Origin of the sequence: [Clostridium] aerotolerans DSM 5434, from assembly GCF_000687555.1 — a bacterium.
Taxonomy (GTDB): Bacteria; Bacillota; Clostridia; order Lachnospirales; family Lachnospiraceae; genus Lacrimispora; species Lacrimispora aerotolerans.
This window is the reverse complement of sequence record NZ_JHWJ01000012.1, coordinates 136,142-151,657: the sequence shown is the minus strand read 5'-3', so window position 1 is coordinate 151,657 and position 15,516 is coordinate 136,142. Positions and strand designations below refer to the sequence as shown.

9 protein-coding genes are annotated in these 15,516 nt (G+C 43.3%); all 9 read left to right on the top strand.

What is annotated here, in order from left to right:
• Positions 1-15: 15 nt before the first annotated feature.
• The 9 genes from T546_RS23770 to ascB all read left to right on the top strand — a co-directional run bounded on the left by T546_RS23770 (position 16) and on the right by ascB (position 15,471).
• Positions 16-1,104 carry an alpha/beta hydrolase gene (locus tag T546_RS23770; RefSeq protein ID WP_051629909.1) on the top strand — a complete coding sequence of 363 codons (1,089 nt, stop codon included), beginning with the start codon at positions 16-18 and terminating at the stop codon, positions 1,102-1,104.
• A gap of 31 nt (positions 1,105-1,135) precedes the next feature.
• Entirely contained in the window at positions 1,136-2,674 is a 1,539-nt protein-coding gene (locus T546_RS0116195; protein ID WP_026892528.1) for a carboxylesterase/lipase family protein, read from the top strand.
• Positions 2,671-4,500 carry a family 43 glycosylhydrolase gene (locus T546_RS0116190; RefSeq protein ID WP_026892527.1) on the top strand — a complete coding sequence of 610 codons (1,830 nt, stop codon included), beginning with the start codon at positions 2,671-2,673 and terminating at the stop codon, positions 4,498-4,500. The genes T546_RS0116195 and T546_RS0116190 overlap by 4 nt, the downstream gene beginning before the upstream one ends.
• A 260-nt stretch (positions 4,501-4,760) precedes the next feature.
• Positions 4,761-5,558 carry a helix-turn-helix domain-containing protein gene (locus T546_RS23765; RefSeq protein WP_051629899.1) on the top strand — a complete coding sequence of 266 codons (798 nt, stop codon included), beginning with the start codon at positions 4,761-4,763 and terminating at the stop codon, positions 5,556-5,558.
• Between the two features lie 370 nt (positions 5,559-5,928).
• Entirely contained in the window at positions 5,929-8,793 is a 2,865-nt protein-coding gene (locus tag T546_RS0116175; protein WP_051629897.1) for a penicillin-binding transpeptidase domain-containing protein, read from the top strand.
• A 12-nt stretch (positions 8,794-8,805) separates the two neighbouring features.
• On the top strand, positions 8,806-10,920 hold the full coding sequence (locus T546_RS0116170; protein WP_026892524.1) for a penicillin-binding transpeptidase domain-containing protein: 2,115 nt from the start codon (positions 8,806-8,808) through the stop codon (positions 10,918-10,920).
• Positions 10,921-11,286: 366 nt separating this feature from the next.
• A complete protein-coding gene (gene licT, locus T546_RS0116165) occupies positions 11,287-12,141 on the top strand; it encodes a BglG family transcription antiterminator LicT (protein WP_026892523.1) in 855 nt (284 codons plus the stop codon).
• A gap of 51 nt (positions 12,142-12,192) precedes the next feature.
• Positions 12,193-14,043: a beta-glucoside-specific PTS transporter subunit IIABC gene (locus T546_RS0116160; RefSeq protein ID WP_026892522.1), complete on the top strand. Its 1,851-nt coding sequence runs from the start codon at positions 12,193-12,195 to the stop codon at positions 14,041-14,043.
• 15 nt (positions 14,044-14,058) lie between these two features.
• Positions 14,059-15,471, top strand: coding sequence for a 6-phospho-beta-glucosidase (ascB, locus tag T546_RS0116155; protein WP_026892521.1), 1,413 nt, complete (start codon positions 14,059-14,061; stop codon positions 15,469-15,471).
• The last annotated feature ends 45 nt before the right edge of the window (positions 15,472-15,516 follow it).

The following is a 15,516-nucleotide window of genomic DNA, read 5'->3' as shown; positions in this document are numbered from 1 at the left end:
AAGGAGATATCAGGTATGAATAACAGCAATGTAGTAATGTTACCTTATGAATACAAAAGGGCGGTAGAGCAGGGACGGCGGGGGACATTAACAGAAGTTTCCTACGATGTGAGAAATTATATCAACCGGTCCCGTCAGCTTGTAACCAATCAGAATATCAGTAAGAATGAAGCAGGAAGGGATACCGTAAGCGGATCGGCAATCAGAAAGAAATGCAATGTCTATCTGCCGGCTGGCTACAATAAAAACCAGAAGGATAAGAAATACGATGTATTATATTTACTTCATGGAGTAGGTGGAAATTCTTATGAGTGGCTGTCAGACAACGGAAAAACAGACAATCAGTATAACATCTGCAATCTTCTTGACAATATGATTGCAAAGGGCGATATCAATCCGCTTATCGTTGTATTCCCGGAAGGCAGAAGCTCTCACGACTGGACGGACCGTTCCTTTAATGCCAATGGAACCAACATGCTGGGCTTTTATTACTTTGATTATGAAATGAGATACGATCTGATTCCTTTCATTGAATCAGAATTCAATACCAAAGCAGATATCAGGGACAAATCTCAAAATGGAGTGGCAAACAACCGGCTTCACAGAGCCATTGCTGGCCTTTCCATCGGTGGAATGCAGACCCTTAATATGGCTCTTGGCGGCTATCGGTGCGACTCCTCCACGATCACAGGTAAAAAAAGTGAGTGGAACAACGGCCTGTCACAAACGGTAAAAGTTCCTGGCATGCTGGATTTATTCGCATATGCCGGTGGATTTTCCAATGCTCCTACTTCCAGTGACGGAAAGACTCTGGGAGGAAGCGTTGCAAGCAGCGGCCGTCCGTTAAATGTTCTCTACCTGACCTGCGGCGATGCCGATTCTATCGCCTACCGTGATGGCTATCTAAGAGCAGTAGATAACCTTTCCAGTACAGCAGGAAACAATCTAAAGGATGATTACAGAGTCCTGATTAAGAGCGGTGACCATAACTTTGATGTTTGGAATAACGGAGCCTATAATTTCCTTCGGTTATCCTTTGAAAATGTGATGCCTCATTCCAATCCTTACAAAATAAATACCACCATCAATGGACGAAACTGGTAACCATGTAGTCTTCGTAAAGGAGATGTAAATTATGATTCGAGCAGTGACAACTGAAAATGGTAAGATACGGGGATTGCCGGCGGCCGATCCTCGTATTACAAGCTTCAAGGGGATTCCCTTTGCAGCACCGCCAATCGGCAGGAACCGTTTTCGTGCTCCCCAGCCTGCTAAGGATTGGTCCGGTGAATTAAAAGCATTTGAATTCGCCCCCATATCCATGCAGGCTCCGGTGGGAGTTGACAAGGATAATCTCTATACCAGAGAATGGGCCGTAGACCCGGATGTGCCAATGAGTGAAGATTGTTTGTACTTAAATGTCTGGACTCCTGCTTTGAGTGCTGATGAAAAACTGCCTGTATTTGTATGGTATTTTGGCGGAGGTTATCAGGTCGGCAATACGGCTGAGATGGAATTTGACGGGGAGCGCCTTGCCCGCCGGGGAATTGTGGTAGTAACGGTCAATTACCGTTTGAATGTATTTGGATTCTTGTGCCACCCGGACATAACCAGGGAAGCACCAGAGGCACCGGCAAACTTTGGCCTTCTGGATCAGCAGGCAGGTACCCGTTGGGTCAAACGTAACATAGCCTCCTTTGGAGGGGACCCGGATAACATCACCATAGGCGGTCAGTCTGCGGGAGGCGGCAGCGTTTTAAGACAATTGACGTGTCAAAAGAACGAAGGACTTTTCCAAAAAGCAATCATTGAAAGCGGAATGTTTACCGAGCTTTATCCTGGAACCATTTTATTCAATGACCGTTTGACCTTATCCGAGGCAGAGGAAGAAGGGGTAAAATTCTTTGAGCTGTTAGGTGTTTCCACATTAGAGGAAGCACGTAAGCTTGATGCAGAGTATGTGAACCGCAAAGGGGTGGAATATAATAAGTTCTGGCTGCCTGCTGTGGATCAAGTGTTTAGTACGGGTTACGCATTCGACCTGATGGTTCAAAATAAGCGTCTTATGGTTCCCTTGCTCCTTGGTCATACTTCTGACGAGTTTCACGCCACACCACAGGTGGGTAGCATGGAGGAATTTCGTCAGCTGGCGTTCTCTTTATTTGGCAGCGACGGGGAAGAATTTCTCTCTATCTGCAAGTCCGATTCCGGCAGCCTGGAGGAAATGAAACAAAAGGCTTCCATCAGAATGGTAGAGCACGCAAACCGAATCATGGCCCAGGCAAATTCCCATTCTGGTAAGAAAGAACCTATATATTACTACAACTTTGATGCCCAGATTCCTGGCTGGGATAATCCGGGAACCTTTCATTCCGTGGACCTTTGGTTCTTTTTTGAAACACTGGCTAAGTGCTGGAGGCCATTTACGGGAAAGCATTACGACCTTGCCAGGCTCATGTGTAACTACTGGGCTAATTTTATCCGCTCAGGGGATCCCAATGGAACGGATGCCGATGGGGAAGAAATGCCCCATTGGGCTCCATATGAAACGGATGCTCCTTACGGAATGTATTTTGGAGAAGCCGCGGAATTCGTCAAGAAAGAGCCGGAAGAAATTATGAAGTTTCTGCTAAAGGAGTATTTCAAAAAGGGACAAAATGAGGGAATTCAATGAAAAATCAGGAATTACATAATAAAATATTGATTTACACCAGAAAGCCCAATGAGGATTATACCAATTCCTTAAGCAACAGCATTCATTTTGCTTATGATGATGGAACGGGTGATTTTCGGCCATTGAATGAGAATTATGGCATTTTATTTCCACTTGCTACGGTGAATCAGAAGAACGTCATTCAGGAAAAGGGCTTAAAACATCCTTATATCTTTCATAAAGCTGACGGTGGGTTTGGTATTATTGCCATCAGGGTCAATAAGAATGGGAATGAGGATGAGGAAAGCAGAGGGCAGCTTCTTCTCTGGACTTCAAAAGATCTGATTACATTTCATTCCGTAGGGCTTATAAGGCTTCATAGAGATTTATTTATCCGGGAAGCGGTATGTGATTATGAGGAGAAGACAGGAACCTATGTAATACGCTGGTTCAGCAGGGAGGGAGACTGTTACTGCAATCGGTTAACAAGCTTAGAGGATCTTAACAGCATATCACTGCCAGAACCGTCAGAGCCATACCAGCCGGCACAAATGGAGGTGGGGATACCAAATATTACTCCTGGAAATATCATTTCGGTTACGGAAGAGGTGGGAAGAGCAATCAAGTCGCGATGGATTCCTCTTTTTAATAAAGAAATTCGCATTCCGGAAAGCGTATGTGTCACCTCAAAGAGTCAAATAGAAGAAGTAAAGGCAATTGCCGTCTATACCGATGGTTCCACAAGAGAAAAGCATGTTTTCTGGGACGTCAGTGGAATCGATGATACAAAGCCAGGGACTTACCATGTAAAAGGCAGAGTGATTCAGGAAGAGTACCAGTTCCCTCTTGCCTCTGGTTATGCGGACCCTGTGATTTTACCCTGGAATGGGAAGTATTATTATGTTGCGACCAATGACAATAAAAATGATATTGGAATCTATGTCAGAAAGTCAAACACCATAAAGGGCTTATTTTCACCAGGATATGAAGAACGTATCATACTGGATTATAATGAAGAAAAAGGTTATGTCCAGACCTTCTGGGCGCCGGAGTTCCATGTGATCGGGGAAGATTTATATTTGCTTTTTGCCCTCAGCGGTAAGGCATGGGGACCTCAGTGCCATATGATGAAGTTAAAAAAGGGCGGAGAGATTTTAAGCGCAGAAGACTGGGAAGAACCAATCCGGGTAAAGAGATCCGACGGAAGCCCTCTCACCCTGGACGGCATTACCCTGGATATGACATATTTTCGGGCGGACGGAGTTTCCTGTCTAGTCTGGTCCTACCGAAAGGGAATCGGCTCTCCCCTGGATACCGGCTCCATGCTCTGCATTGCAACGGTGGATGAAAGAAATCCAACCACATTGACCAGTGAACCGGTGCTATTATCCAGGCCCTTGTACGGCTGGGAAAATATTCAGGGCACCATAAACAATGAAGGTCCTTATCCTTTGGTTACAGATGATACCGTGTATATTACGTATTCCGGCGGAGCAGCAGGGGGTTATACCTATGCCATTGGACTTCTCAGTATTCCAAGGGGCGGTAACTATCTGGATCCAAACGCATGGAAGAAATCGAGTACACCAGTGCTTTCCTACTATTCCAGAAATGATGTGTATGGACCCGGTCACAATTCTTTCTTCCGTGATTATGACGGTACGATTATGATCATGTATCATGGAGAAACCGTGCTCACCCCGTCGGGAACCAGATGCAGTGCCATGCACCGGGTCCATATAAACCGTAAAGGCGTGCCGGTTTTTGATTTAGTACCTGAGAGAGATTTAAACAGAGAACTGGCCGAAGTTACCATGCAGGTGGTCATTCCATCATTTAATAAATAACAGATATGTTCTATCCAATAAAAAAGGCTCCTTTTGCCGTAATCAGTTTTACAACTGATAACAGCAAAAGGAGCTTTTTTTAAGCTCTTATCATCAGCGGGAGCATGAGGTCATAAAATGATAAGCAGATGAGGCATGAACGTCCAGGACAACTATTTTTTTCAATGCGATGATTATTGCTTCAACGAAATGATGATTTATGATAGAATGAAAAAAGCAGTGAGACTTAAATTATAACTATTTAAGCACGGAGGAAAACCATGATTCATATTGATTATGCAGAATATGATGCTTGCCATTCAGAAGACTTTGTATTTGATATCCCAGAAGGGCATGACTGCTGGCTGCTTTTGCTGACCCAGACGCCTGCTGTCTTTTCCGTGGACGGTGAATGCAGGAAATATCCTCCCAATTGTGCCATACTCTATCGGCCAGGGCAGAAGATTTATTACCGTGCGTGTGCAGAAAGCTATGCCAATGACTGGATTCGTTTTTATACCGATGAATCCTATGTGACCACTGCGCCCCTTCCCTGTGGAGTTCCCTTTGTCATTCATGATCCGACCTATTGCCATAATATCTACAAGCTGCTTGTGACAGAGCATGTCTTAAACAATAATTTTAAAGATATCTCCGTGGATCATTTACTTCGGATCCTGTTTAACAAGCTGCTGGAATCTTATAATTATAAAGCGGTATCCCCGCTGTTCCATGACTTAAATGAATTAAAATTAGACATTTACCATAACCCAAACAAAGAGTGGACCGTATCCAAAATGGCTGAGATGTTAAATATCAGCGTTGGTTACCTGGAAGACATCTATAAAAGCACCTTCGGCGTTTCCTGCATGAATGATGTGATAAACAGCCGGATTAACCTTGCAAAAAAATATCTGGTGTATCATAATTATACCATTGCAGAAATTGTAACATTATGCGGCTACAGCAATATGGAACATTTTTTCCGCCAGTTTAAGAAAATCACAGGACTGACACCCAATCAGTTTCGGAAAAGTCCCTACCAGCTATATAAGAAGAAGGAAAAGATAACGAAGTAGGCCCATGGACAAGGCATTATCATCTTTTACCAATTATTGGAACCTTCAGGGAAAGCCTGATCTGATACAATAAAAAAGATTTGTTTTATGAAGTGAGAAATTACATACGCTTGAAATAATAGCATTTTAATGGATAAACTATAGATAATAAAGTAAATATTGGAGTATTGATGGCGAATTCAGGGCCGTTTTATTTCCCTGTGAAATCTTATAAAAAAGAGTTTACAGGGGGTATAAACCGGTGTATAATTGTGTCTTACATACGTAGTATTTTAGACATGAATCATACAGTAGGGGGAGCTGTCATAAGGGATTCCCTGTTTTTTTATCAGCAAAATATTACAAACGTAAGATTAAAAGGAGAATAACGTTGCGTAAACATAGATCATATAAAGACAATCAATTTCCGGAAATTCCATTTTTTGAAAAGATTCCGAGACTGGCCATCCTGGGACTTTTCTTTGGATTTTTATTCGGTTCACTTATCTTTCGGCTGTATCGTCTCCAGATCATGGAGGGAGCTACCAATCAGGAAGCATTTATGAGCTCCATTGTAAAGACCCAGAAGCTGTCTGGCAGCAGAGGAAACATCTATGACAGGAATGGAAAGCTTCTGGCTTCCAACCGATTATCCTATGATGTCACCTTAGAAGATTCCATGAATTATAAAACAACCAAGGAACGGCAGAGATCCTTAAATGGAATTGCCTATCGCCTGATTCAGATGATCCATGATGATAAAAAGTTAAATGTCGTTCTACCCATCGGTATCAGTGACGATGGGACCTACGAATTTACCGCAGATGGCTGGAAGCTCAGCCGTTTTAAAGCCGATTTTTACGGTAAGATGGAAGTAGAAGAGCTGACGGAGGAGCAAAAGGCGGTAACCGCAGAAGCGCTGATGAATGAATTGACTGGTAAGAAAAAATTCATGATTGATCTTTCCTATACAGAGGAAGAACAAAAGCAGTTCGGCATGCCAGAATCCTTAACACCACAGCAGGCGCTGCAGATCGCCAATATCCGCTATGGACTTTCCTTAAATTCCTACCGGAAATACCTGCCTTACATGGTGGCTTCCGATGTATCCGAAGAGACCATGGCAGCAGTCATTGAAAATAAAATAAACCTTCCGGGAGCTGATGTTCAGGAGAGCAGCATCAGAACGTATGAGGGAGGAGAGAGCATGGCATCTATCTTAGGATACACCGGTGCTATCTCCTCCGATGAGCTGGACGCCTTAAACCAGGGAGAAAGCATTTATACCAACCAGTCAATCGTAGGAAAGAGCGGAATTGAAAAATCCATGGAGAGCTGGCTGCGGGGAGACGACGGTACCGAGCAGTTCTATACCGATGTAGTAGGAAACAAGAAAACCGAGCCAGTCATTACAAAAGCACCTGGAACCGGAAAAAATCTATACCTTACCATAGATAAGGATTTGCAGGATGCGGTCTATCAGATGCTGGAGCAGCAGATTGCAGGAATTCTTCTTTCCAATATGGTAGATACAAAGCGTTCCGAAATGCCCAAGGCTGAAAATGCAGCCCAGATTCGTATCTCCTCTGATGAAGTTTATTTCGCTCTGTTTAAAAACCATGTCATTGATACCGAGCGGTTAAAGGAAGACTCCAGTACAGACCTTGAAAAATCAGTCTACGGAGCCTTTACTCAAAAGAAGGAACGGGTATTTACCCAGTTATCCGCTTCCTTTGACGCAGCAGGACCAGGATATGACGGCTTAAGCGATGAGATGAAAGGGTATCTTGATTATCTTGTAAGCGAAGGAAAGAAATCCAAGCTGATTATCGGAAATGCAGGTTCTCCTGACTGGAAGAATAAAAGCTTCCGCCAGTATCTTACCGACTGCATTGCAGGGGGAATGGTAGACTTAAGCAAGATTCAGAACAACGAAGCATATGTGGCAATCGAAGATGAAGTGCGTCTTGTGGAGGAAAAGATGCTGGCTGATTTAAAGAACAGCCAGGAATTTGATTTAAAAATCTACGAGGCAATGATTTCAGAAGGCTCTCTAAACGGAGAGACCATAGAAAATCTTCTTTACGACCAGGGTGTCTTATCCCCGGAAGATCCGGACCGCGGGCTCTTAAACAGCGGTCAGCTAAGCGCCTGGGCATTTATCCAGAAGAAAATTAAAAATCTGGAAATCACACCGGCCCAGCTGGCACTGAACCCATGCTCTGGTTCTGCTGTTATTGTAGACCCTCAGGATGGAGAGGTACTGGCCTGTGTCAGCTATCCTGGTTATGATAACAACCGGCTTGCCAATCAGATGGATGCCCAGTATTATAAGCAGCTGTCAAATGATCTTTCCCTGCCCCTCTTTAACCGTGCCACCAGCCAGCTGACGGCTCCTGGTTCTACCTTTAAACCGGTGACCGTCATTGCAGGAATGAGCGAGGGTGTCATCAATTCTGATACCAGCATTGTATGTAACGGTATTTTTGATAAGGTGCAGCCGGCACTTCGCTGCTGGAAGAGAAATGGACACGGGGTCATCAATTCCCCGGCCGATGCTCTGAAAAATTCCTGTAACGTATATTTATCAGAAATCACATACCGTATGGGAAGTACAGCGGATGGAACTTTTTCTGAAGCAGATGGATTGCAGAAGCTTCAAAAGTATGCAGGCATTATGGATCTTGATAAAAAGACAGGCATTGAAATCGGAGAGGCTCAGCCTCACGTAACCGACCAGTTTGCAATCCCTTCCTCCATCGGACAGGGAACTCATAACTATACCACCACCCAGCTTGCCAGATACACCACCATGCTGGCGAACCATGGAAAGAGCTATGATCTTTCTCTTGTATACAAAATTACAGATCCCGATGGGAATCTGGTAAAGTCCTTTGCACCTGCATTAAAGGATACCGCCCAGCTGTCAGAAACCGTATGGGCAGAAGTGGCAAAGGGAATGAATGAGCTGGTGACCTCCAATGCCAGCCTTAAGGATTTAAAAATCAGTGCGGCTGGTAAGACCGGTACCGCAGAGGAATCCAAAAGCAAGCCAAACCACGGTCTCTTTATCGGATATGCGCCTCTTGAGAATCCGAAAATTGCAATTGCAGTCCGGATCGCAAACGGCTATAGCTCTGGTAATGTAGTAGGAGTGGGAAGAGGTATTTTTGATTATTATTTCCAGCTTAAGGAAAAAGAAGCTATTATCACAAATACCGCATCAAACGTTTCCAATAACTTAAGAACCGATTAAAAGGAGGTACCTATGAACCGTGCCAGAAATAGAATTTTATTTCGTATAATTGTAACTGTTTTGATTCTGCTCGCGGGTCTGACAGGTGCTTTCCTCTTTTTTCAGATTCAGAAAAAGCTGGCAGAACGAAAAAAGCCGGATGTTCTATTTTCGGAATATATGGACAGCGTAAAAGGGGCTGATTACAAAGCCATGTACGAAATGCTGACCGATCAGAGCCGAATTAATATCAGCGAAGAAGATTTTACTGCCAGAAATAAAAACATTTATGAAGGGCTTGAAGTCTCCGACATCAAGACCGAAATCACAAATGTGGAATATAACGATAAAAAGGCAGTCTTATCCTATGAGATGGAGTATAAGACTGCCGCTGGAACTATCAGCTTTAAAAACAAAGCAGAGTATGAAAGAGATAGAAAGAAGGGCTACCAGCTTATTTGGAGCGACAGCCTGATATTTCCTGAGCTCCTTCGGGGAGATAAGGTAAGGATATCTGTGGACAAGGCCATAAGGGGAACCATATATGATCGCAACGGGAATGTCCTGGCTGGAAAAGGAACCGCCTCTTCCATCGGTCTGGTTCCTGGAAAGATGAGTGAGGACCCTTCCGGTGATATGGAGACTCTTTCCGGTCTGCTTGGAATACCGGCGGACAGCATCAAAAAGAAGCTGGCTGCCAAATGGGTAAAAGAAGATTCCTTTGTTCCTCTTAAAACTTTAAAAAAGGTAGATGAATTTAACTTAGTATCCTCCCAGCCCAGAGAAGATAATGTGAAAAATAAAGAGCTGCAGGATAAGCTCCTGGCCATTCCTGGAGTTTTAATCTCAGATACTCCGGTCCGCTTTTATCCTCTGATGGAAAGCGGAGCACACTTAGTCGGGTACGTTCAAAATGTAACGGCTGAGGATATTAAGGAGCATCCGGATGAGGATTATCTGACTGACAGCGTCATCGGGCGCAGCGGAATGGAAGCTCTCTATGAAAAAGATTTAAAGGGAATCAACGGAAGAACCGTGTCCATTGTGGATGGAAATGGCACAGAAAAGAAAATTCTGGCAGCCAAATCGAGGATGGACGGAAAAGACATTACCCTGACCATTGACAGTGAGCTTCAAGCCAGCATTTACAACACCTTTTCAGAGGACAAAAGTACCACGGTCGCCATGAATCCGGTTACGGGAGAAATTTTGGCCCTTGTAAGTACGCCGTCCTTTGATGACAATGACTTCATCCTTGGTATGTCAAATGATACATGGAATGCACTGAATACGGATGAGAGAAAGCCCATGTTTAACCGGTTCCGCCAGAAATTTGCTCCCGGCTCCTCTCTAAAGCCAATTACAGCGGTCATAGGACTTAATACCGGAGCCATTGACCCCAATGAGGATTACATAAGCAGCGGGCTAAAATGGAGAAAGGATGAAAGCTGGGGCAATTACTACGTGACCACCCTTCATGACAGCAGTCCTCTCAATCTGGAGAACGCCTTAATCTATTCCAACAACATATATTTTGCCAAGGCCGCATTAAAAATCGGTGCCAAGGATTTTATGGCTGGACTGGATAAGCTTGGTTTTAAGGAAGACTTGCCCTTTGAAATCACCGTGGCAAAATCCCAGTACTCCAATGGAGATACCATTGACTCGGAGGTCCAGTTGGCTGACAGCGGGTACGGACAGGGCCAGATCTTAATGAACCCCGTACATCTTGCCTCTCTTTATACCATGTTCACCAATAAGGGAAATGTAATAAAGCCTTATCTGTTATATAAAAAAGAGCCTGCTTCCGAAATTTGGCTAAAAGATGCCACCACTCCTGAGATAGCAGAAACCGTAGCATCTGATCTTGTAAAGGTGGTAAGCTCTGAACATGGAACCGGTCATGCCATAAACCGAAGTGACATCCAGCTAGCCGGAAAGACAGGAACGGCGGAGATTAAAGCATCAAAAAGTGATACCACTGGAACAGAGCTTGGCTGGTTTTCCGTTTTCACCACAGACCAAGCGGTGGAGAAGCCAATTCTATTAGTCAGTATGGTAGAGGATGTGAAAAATCGCGGCGGCAGCGGATATGTGGTCAGAAAAGATAAAGTAGTATTAGATGCTTATTTTACTAAGAAGCAGTAGCTGGAACGTGGAAATTGGACAATGTGCACAAAAACAGAAGAAGTAAACTATTAGAAAGCACCATTGTTATATGATGTCGAATTATGTTATAATAAAGAAAATATATCGGGATTGTAACTGTTCGGCAGGCAACACCTAGATTAATAGATACATGTTTGTACATGTGTTTATTAATTTGGGTGTTTTTTATTTCTAAAAGTTGCTTCCTATGACTCAAATATACCCTGCCGGGCAGGAAGCCCATGATGCTCTTATTGTAGAGTTGTTTTATCCGAAATAATTGTGTCTTATGATATAAAAAAGTTACATCGGGCAGAATGTATATGGCGAGCCAAATTCATTATGATAAGGAGGATTGATCGGGAGATGAGCTACCGTGTTAAAAAAATATATAACAACAATATTATTTTAGCAGAAGATGAAAAATGGTCAGAGGTCATATTGCTGGGAAAAGGAATTGCGTTTCAAAAAAGACCAGGAGATTTGATCGATGAAGCTCTCATTGATAAAAAATTTGTATTTGAGTCTTCTGAATCCTCTTCCAAATTTATGACTTTACTAACAGAAGTACCTTTGAACCAAGTAGAGTTAAGCAGTAAAATCATTGCCCAGGCTCAAAAAGAGTTAAATGTTACGTTTCACGACAGCATTTACATCGGCTTGACGGATCACATCAGCTATACCATATCCAGGTATAAAGCTGGAATGACCATGAAAAATGCCTTGCTTTGGGAAATACAGAATTATTATCCCAAAGAATATCAGGCAGCGAAGAATGCCTTAAATCTGATTAAATACTACGAAAAAATTGATTTAAGCGACGATGAGACCGGATTTATCGCCCTTCATTTTGTCAATGCCCAGCAGGAGGGAGAGGAAATTCAGCTTACCATGATTGTAACGGAAATCGTCAGTGATATCTTAAGCATTGTAAAATATCACTATCAAATTGAGCTGAATGAAGATTCCTTAAATTATAACAGGTTCGTGACCCATATCCGGTTTTTTGCAAGAAGGCTTCTGAGGGAGGAGCTTCATGGGGCAGACGACGAGTATTTATACGAACAGATAAGAACCAAGATGCCCCAGGCCAAAGCCTGTGCCGATAAAGTAAAAAATTATTTCATAAAGAAATTCGATGTTACCATCTCACAGGAAGAAATGATTTACTTTATGCTTCATATCAACCGGGTCGCAGAACGGGAAATAAAAGGTAATTAGGGAAGTCGACACCCTTTATATAGATCAAATAAAAAGAATAGGAGAACTGCTATGAATCATCGAGAATTGGCTCAGGCAATCCTTGAGCAGGTAGGCGGAATTAACAATATTACACAATTAGTCAACTGTGCAACACGACTTAGAATGAATTTTAAAGATGAATCCCTGGTTCATTTAGACCAGTTAAATAAGATTCCTGGAGTATTAGGAGCCGTTAAAAAATCAGGCCAGTATCAGATTATTATTGGTACGGACGTAGCCAATGTGTGCAATGAAATTAAAGCCATGGGACTGAGTGAAGGCCCTGTAAACACTGGAAAAAAAGTTGGAAAAATAGATGCCTTAATGGATATCTTTGCAGCTATATTTACCCCTGTGATACCAGCCATTACAGCAGCCGGTATGATCAAGGCCATCCTTGTTATCTGTGTTTTATTAGGCATGGAAAAAACGTCACAGATTTACGTTGTTTTAAGCTTTATCGCAGATGCAGGATTTTATTTCCTCCCAATTATGCTGGCAGTTTCCTCTGCTAAAAAGCTGGGATGTAATCCGTATCTGGCAGCTATGGTGGGCGGAGCCTTACTCCATCCAGCCTTTACTCAGCTGGTAACGGCTGGGGAACCGGTTCATATTTTTGGACTCCCGATTAAATTAATCAACTACGGTTCCAGTGTTATTCCCATTATACTGGCAGTGTGGCTGATGACCTACGTAGAACGTTTTGCAGATAAGGTATCTCCAAAGGCAGTAAAGTTCTTCATGAAACCGACCCTGACCATATTGATTGTTGCTCCCATTGTTTTAGTTGTTTTAGGACCTTTAGGTTCCTATATCGGTACTGGAATTGCTACAATTACGGATTTTCTGAATATGCATGTAAGCTGGCTGGTTCCTACTTTAATGGGAGCATTTATGCCGCTCTTAGTACTTACCGGTATGCACTGGAGCTTCCTTCCAGTCTTAATGACCTCTTACACCACCTATGGTTACGAGGCAGTCATGGGACCGGGAAGTCTGGTATCCAATGTCTGCCAGGGTAGTGCGGCATTATGTGTATCAATCAAGACAAAAAACAAAGAATTAAAGCAGTTGGCTTCCTCTGCCGGTGTTACCGCATTAATGGGTATTACAGAGCCTGCCATGTATGGAGTCACTATTAAATTCAAGAAAATACTTCTCTCCGTTATGCTGGGAGGCGGTGTGGGAGGCTTCTATGCCGGATTAATGGGCGTGGTTCGTTATACCTCCGGTACACCTGGACTTCTTTCCATTCCTATTTTTATCGGTGAAAATCCTATGAACGTGGTTCATGCACTGATCGCTTGTGCCATTGGATTTGTGGTTACCTTTGCGGCCACCTGGTTCTATGGATTTGAGGAACCTGCTGACCCCAATGAAAAGACAGAAACAAAAGAAACAGAAGCTTTAGAAAAGGCATCTATGGTAAAGAAAATTGTGATCTCCAGCCCGGTCAATGGAAAAAAGGTAGATATATCAAAAGTTAAGGATGAAACCTTTGCAAAAGAAATTCTTGGAAAAGGAATCGCAGTGGAATCTGTAGACGGCAAGATAGCAGCTCCATTTGACGGAGAGGTTGCAACCATTTTCAGAACCAAGCATGTGATTGGCTTAAAGAGTACAGAGGGAGTGGAGCTGCTGATTCATATCGGTATTGATACCGTGGAATTAGAAGGGAAATTCTTTACCCCTCACGTTCAGGATGGAGATACCTTTAAAAAAGGTGATTTACTCCTGGAATTTGATAAAAAGGCCATTGAAGAAGCCGGATACGAAACCATCATTCCAGTCATCGTGACCAATACCTCGAATTATCTGGAGGTATTAGCTAGCAAGGAAGGCGATGTGGAAATGGGACAGGAACTGCTGACCATTCTTTAAGGAGTTGTTTATATCATGAGAAAAGATTTTTTATGGGGCGGAGCCATGGCTGCAAACCAGTGCGAGGGTGCCTATTTAGAGGATGGGAAAGGATTATCCCCTATGGATATTCTTCCTTCCGTGCAGTATGGAAGAAAAGAAGCCATGTATCACCCGGAAATTGCACTGGAAAAAGATTATGGCTATTATCCCAGCCACCAGTCCATTGATTTTTATCACAGATACAAAGAGGATTTAGCTCTGCTTGCTGAGATGGGCTTTAAGGCCTTTCGTACCTCCATCAGCTGGGCAAGAATTTTCCCGAACGGAGATGACCTCATTCCCAATGAGGCCGGTCTGGTCTTTTACGATAATTTATTTGACGAGTGCCGTAAGTATGGCATGGAGCCGGTGGTCACCATCTGTCATTTTGATACCCCTCTTGCTCTGACCAGGAAATACGGTGGCTGGTCTGACCGCAGACTGATTGAGTTTTATTTAAACTACTGTGAAGTCCTGTTTAAACGGTATGGAGATAAAGTAAAGTACTGGATCACCTTTAACGAAATCAATATGATTACCCACATTCCATTCTTTGGCGGTGGTATGGTGATAAAAGACCAGGAAAATCCGGATCAGATCGTTCTTCAGGCGGCCCACCATCAGCTGGTTGCCAGTGCATTGGCAACAAAGCTGGCGAAAAGCATTAATCCGGAGATACAAATGGGCTGTATGCTTGCAGCTGGCTCCTTTTACCCCTATAGCTGCAATCCAAAGGATGTGTGGTCAGCCGTAGAGAAAAATCAGGAGGTCTACTTATTCATCGACGTACAGGCAAGGGGAAAATACCCAAGTTATGCGAAGAAAATGTGGACAGAAAAAAACATTGAGCTACAAATGGAAGCGGGAGATGAAGAGATTCTAAGGCAGAATACCGTGGACTATCTTGCGTTCAGCTATTATTCCACCAGACTGGCAGGAGTCAGTCCTGAGATCTCCGGCCAGGTCGCAGACGGCAATGCCATAACCACATTACGGAACCCTCATCTTGGTATCACTCCCTGGGGAAGACAGATTGACCCCCTGGGACTTCGGACCACCATGAATGAATTATATGACCGTTATCAGATCCCGCTCTTTGTGGTGGAGAATGGACTGGGAGCTGAGGATGTCTTAGAAGAAGACGGAAGCATTGCAGATGATTACCGGATTGAATATATGGAACAGCATATTGAAGCCATGAAAGAAGCCATCAATGATGGTGTAGACTGTCTGGGATATTTATCCTGGGGCTGCATTGATTTAGTCAGTGCAGGAACCGGAGAGATGGATAAGCGGTACGGTTTTATCTATGTGGATAAGGACAATGAGGGAAATGGTACCTTAGAACGCAAAAAGAAGAAATCTTTTTATTGGTATAAGGATTTTATAAAAAGAAATATAGAATAAAGCACCAGATGTAACAAAATAAGGGGAGAATCATATAAAGGGGAG

What these genes read in the sequence shown, in the direction of transcription:
- T546_RS0116170 (WP_026892524.1), top strand. Translation starts at nt 8,806, where the DNA reads ATGAACCGTGCCAGAAATAGAATTTTATTTCGTATAATTGTAACTGTT.
- T546_RS0116160 (WP_026892522.1), top strand. Translation starts at nt 12,193, where the DNA reads ATGAATCATCGAGAATTGGCTCAGGCAATCCTTGAGCAGGTAGGCGGA.
- T546_RS0116190 (WP_026892527.1), top strand. Translation starts at nt 2,671, where the DNA reads ATGAAAAATCAGGAATTACATAATAAAATATTGATTTACACCAGAAAG.
- licT (WP_026892523.1), top strand. Translation starts at nt 11,287, where the DNA reads ATGAGCTACCGTGTTAAAAAAATATATAACAACAATATTATTTTAGCA.
- T546_RS23770 (WP_051629909.1), top strand. Translation starts at nt 16, where the DNA reads ATGAATAACAGCAATGTAGTAATGTTACCTTATGAATACAAAAGGGCG.
- ascB (WP_026892521.1), top strand. Translation starts at nt 14,059, where the DNA reads ATGAGAAAAGATTTTTTATGGGGCGGAGCCATGGCTGCAAACCAGTGC.
- T546_RS23765 (WP_051629899.1), top strand. Translation starts at nt 4,761, where the DNA reads ATGATTCATATTGATTATGCAGAATATGATGCTTGCCATTCAGAAGAC.
- T546_RS0116195 (WP_026892528.1), top strand. Translation starts at nt 1,136, where the DNA reads ATGATTCGAGCAGTGACAACTGAAAATGGTAAGATACGGGGATTGCCG.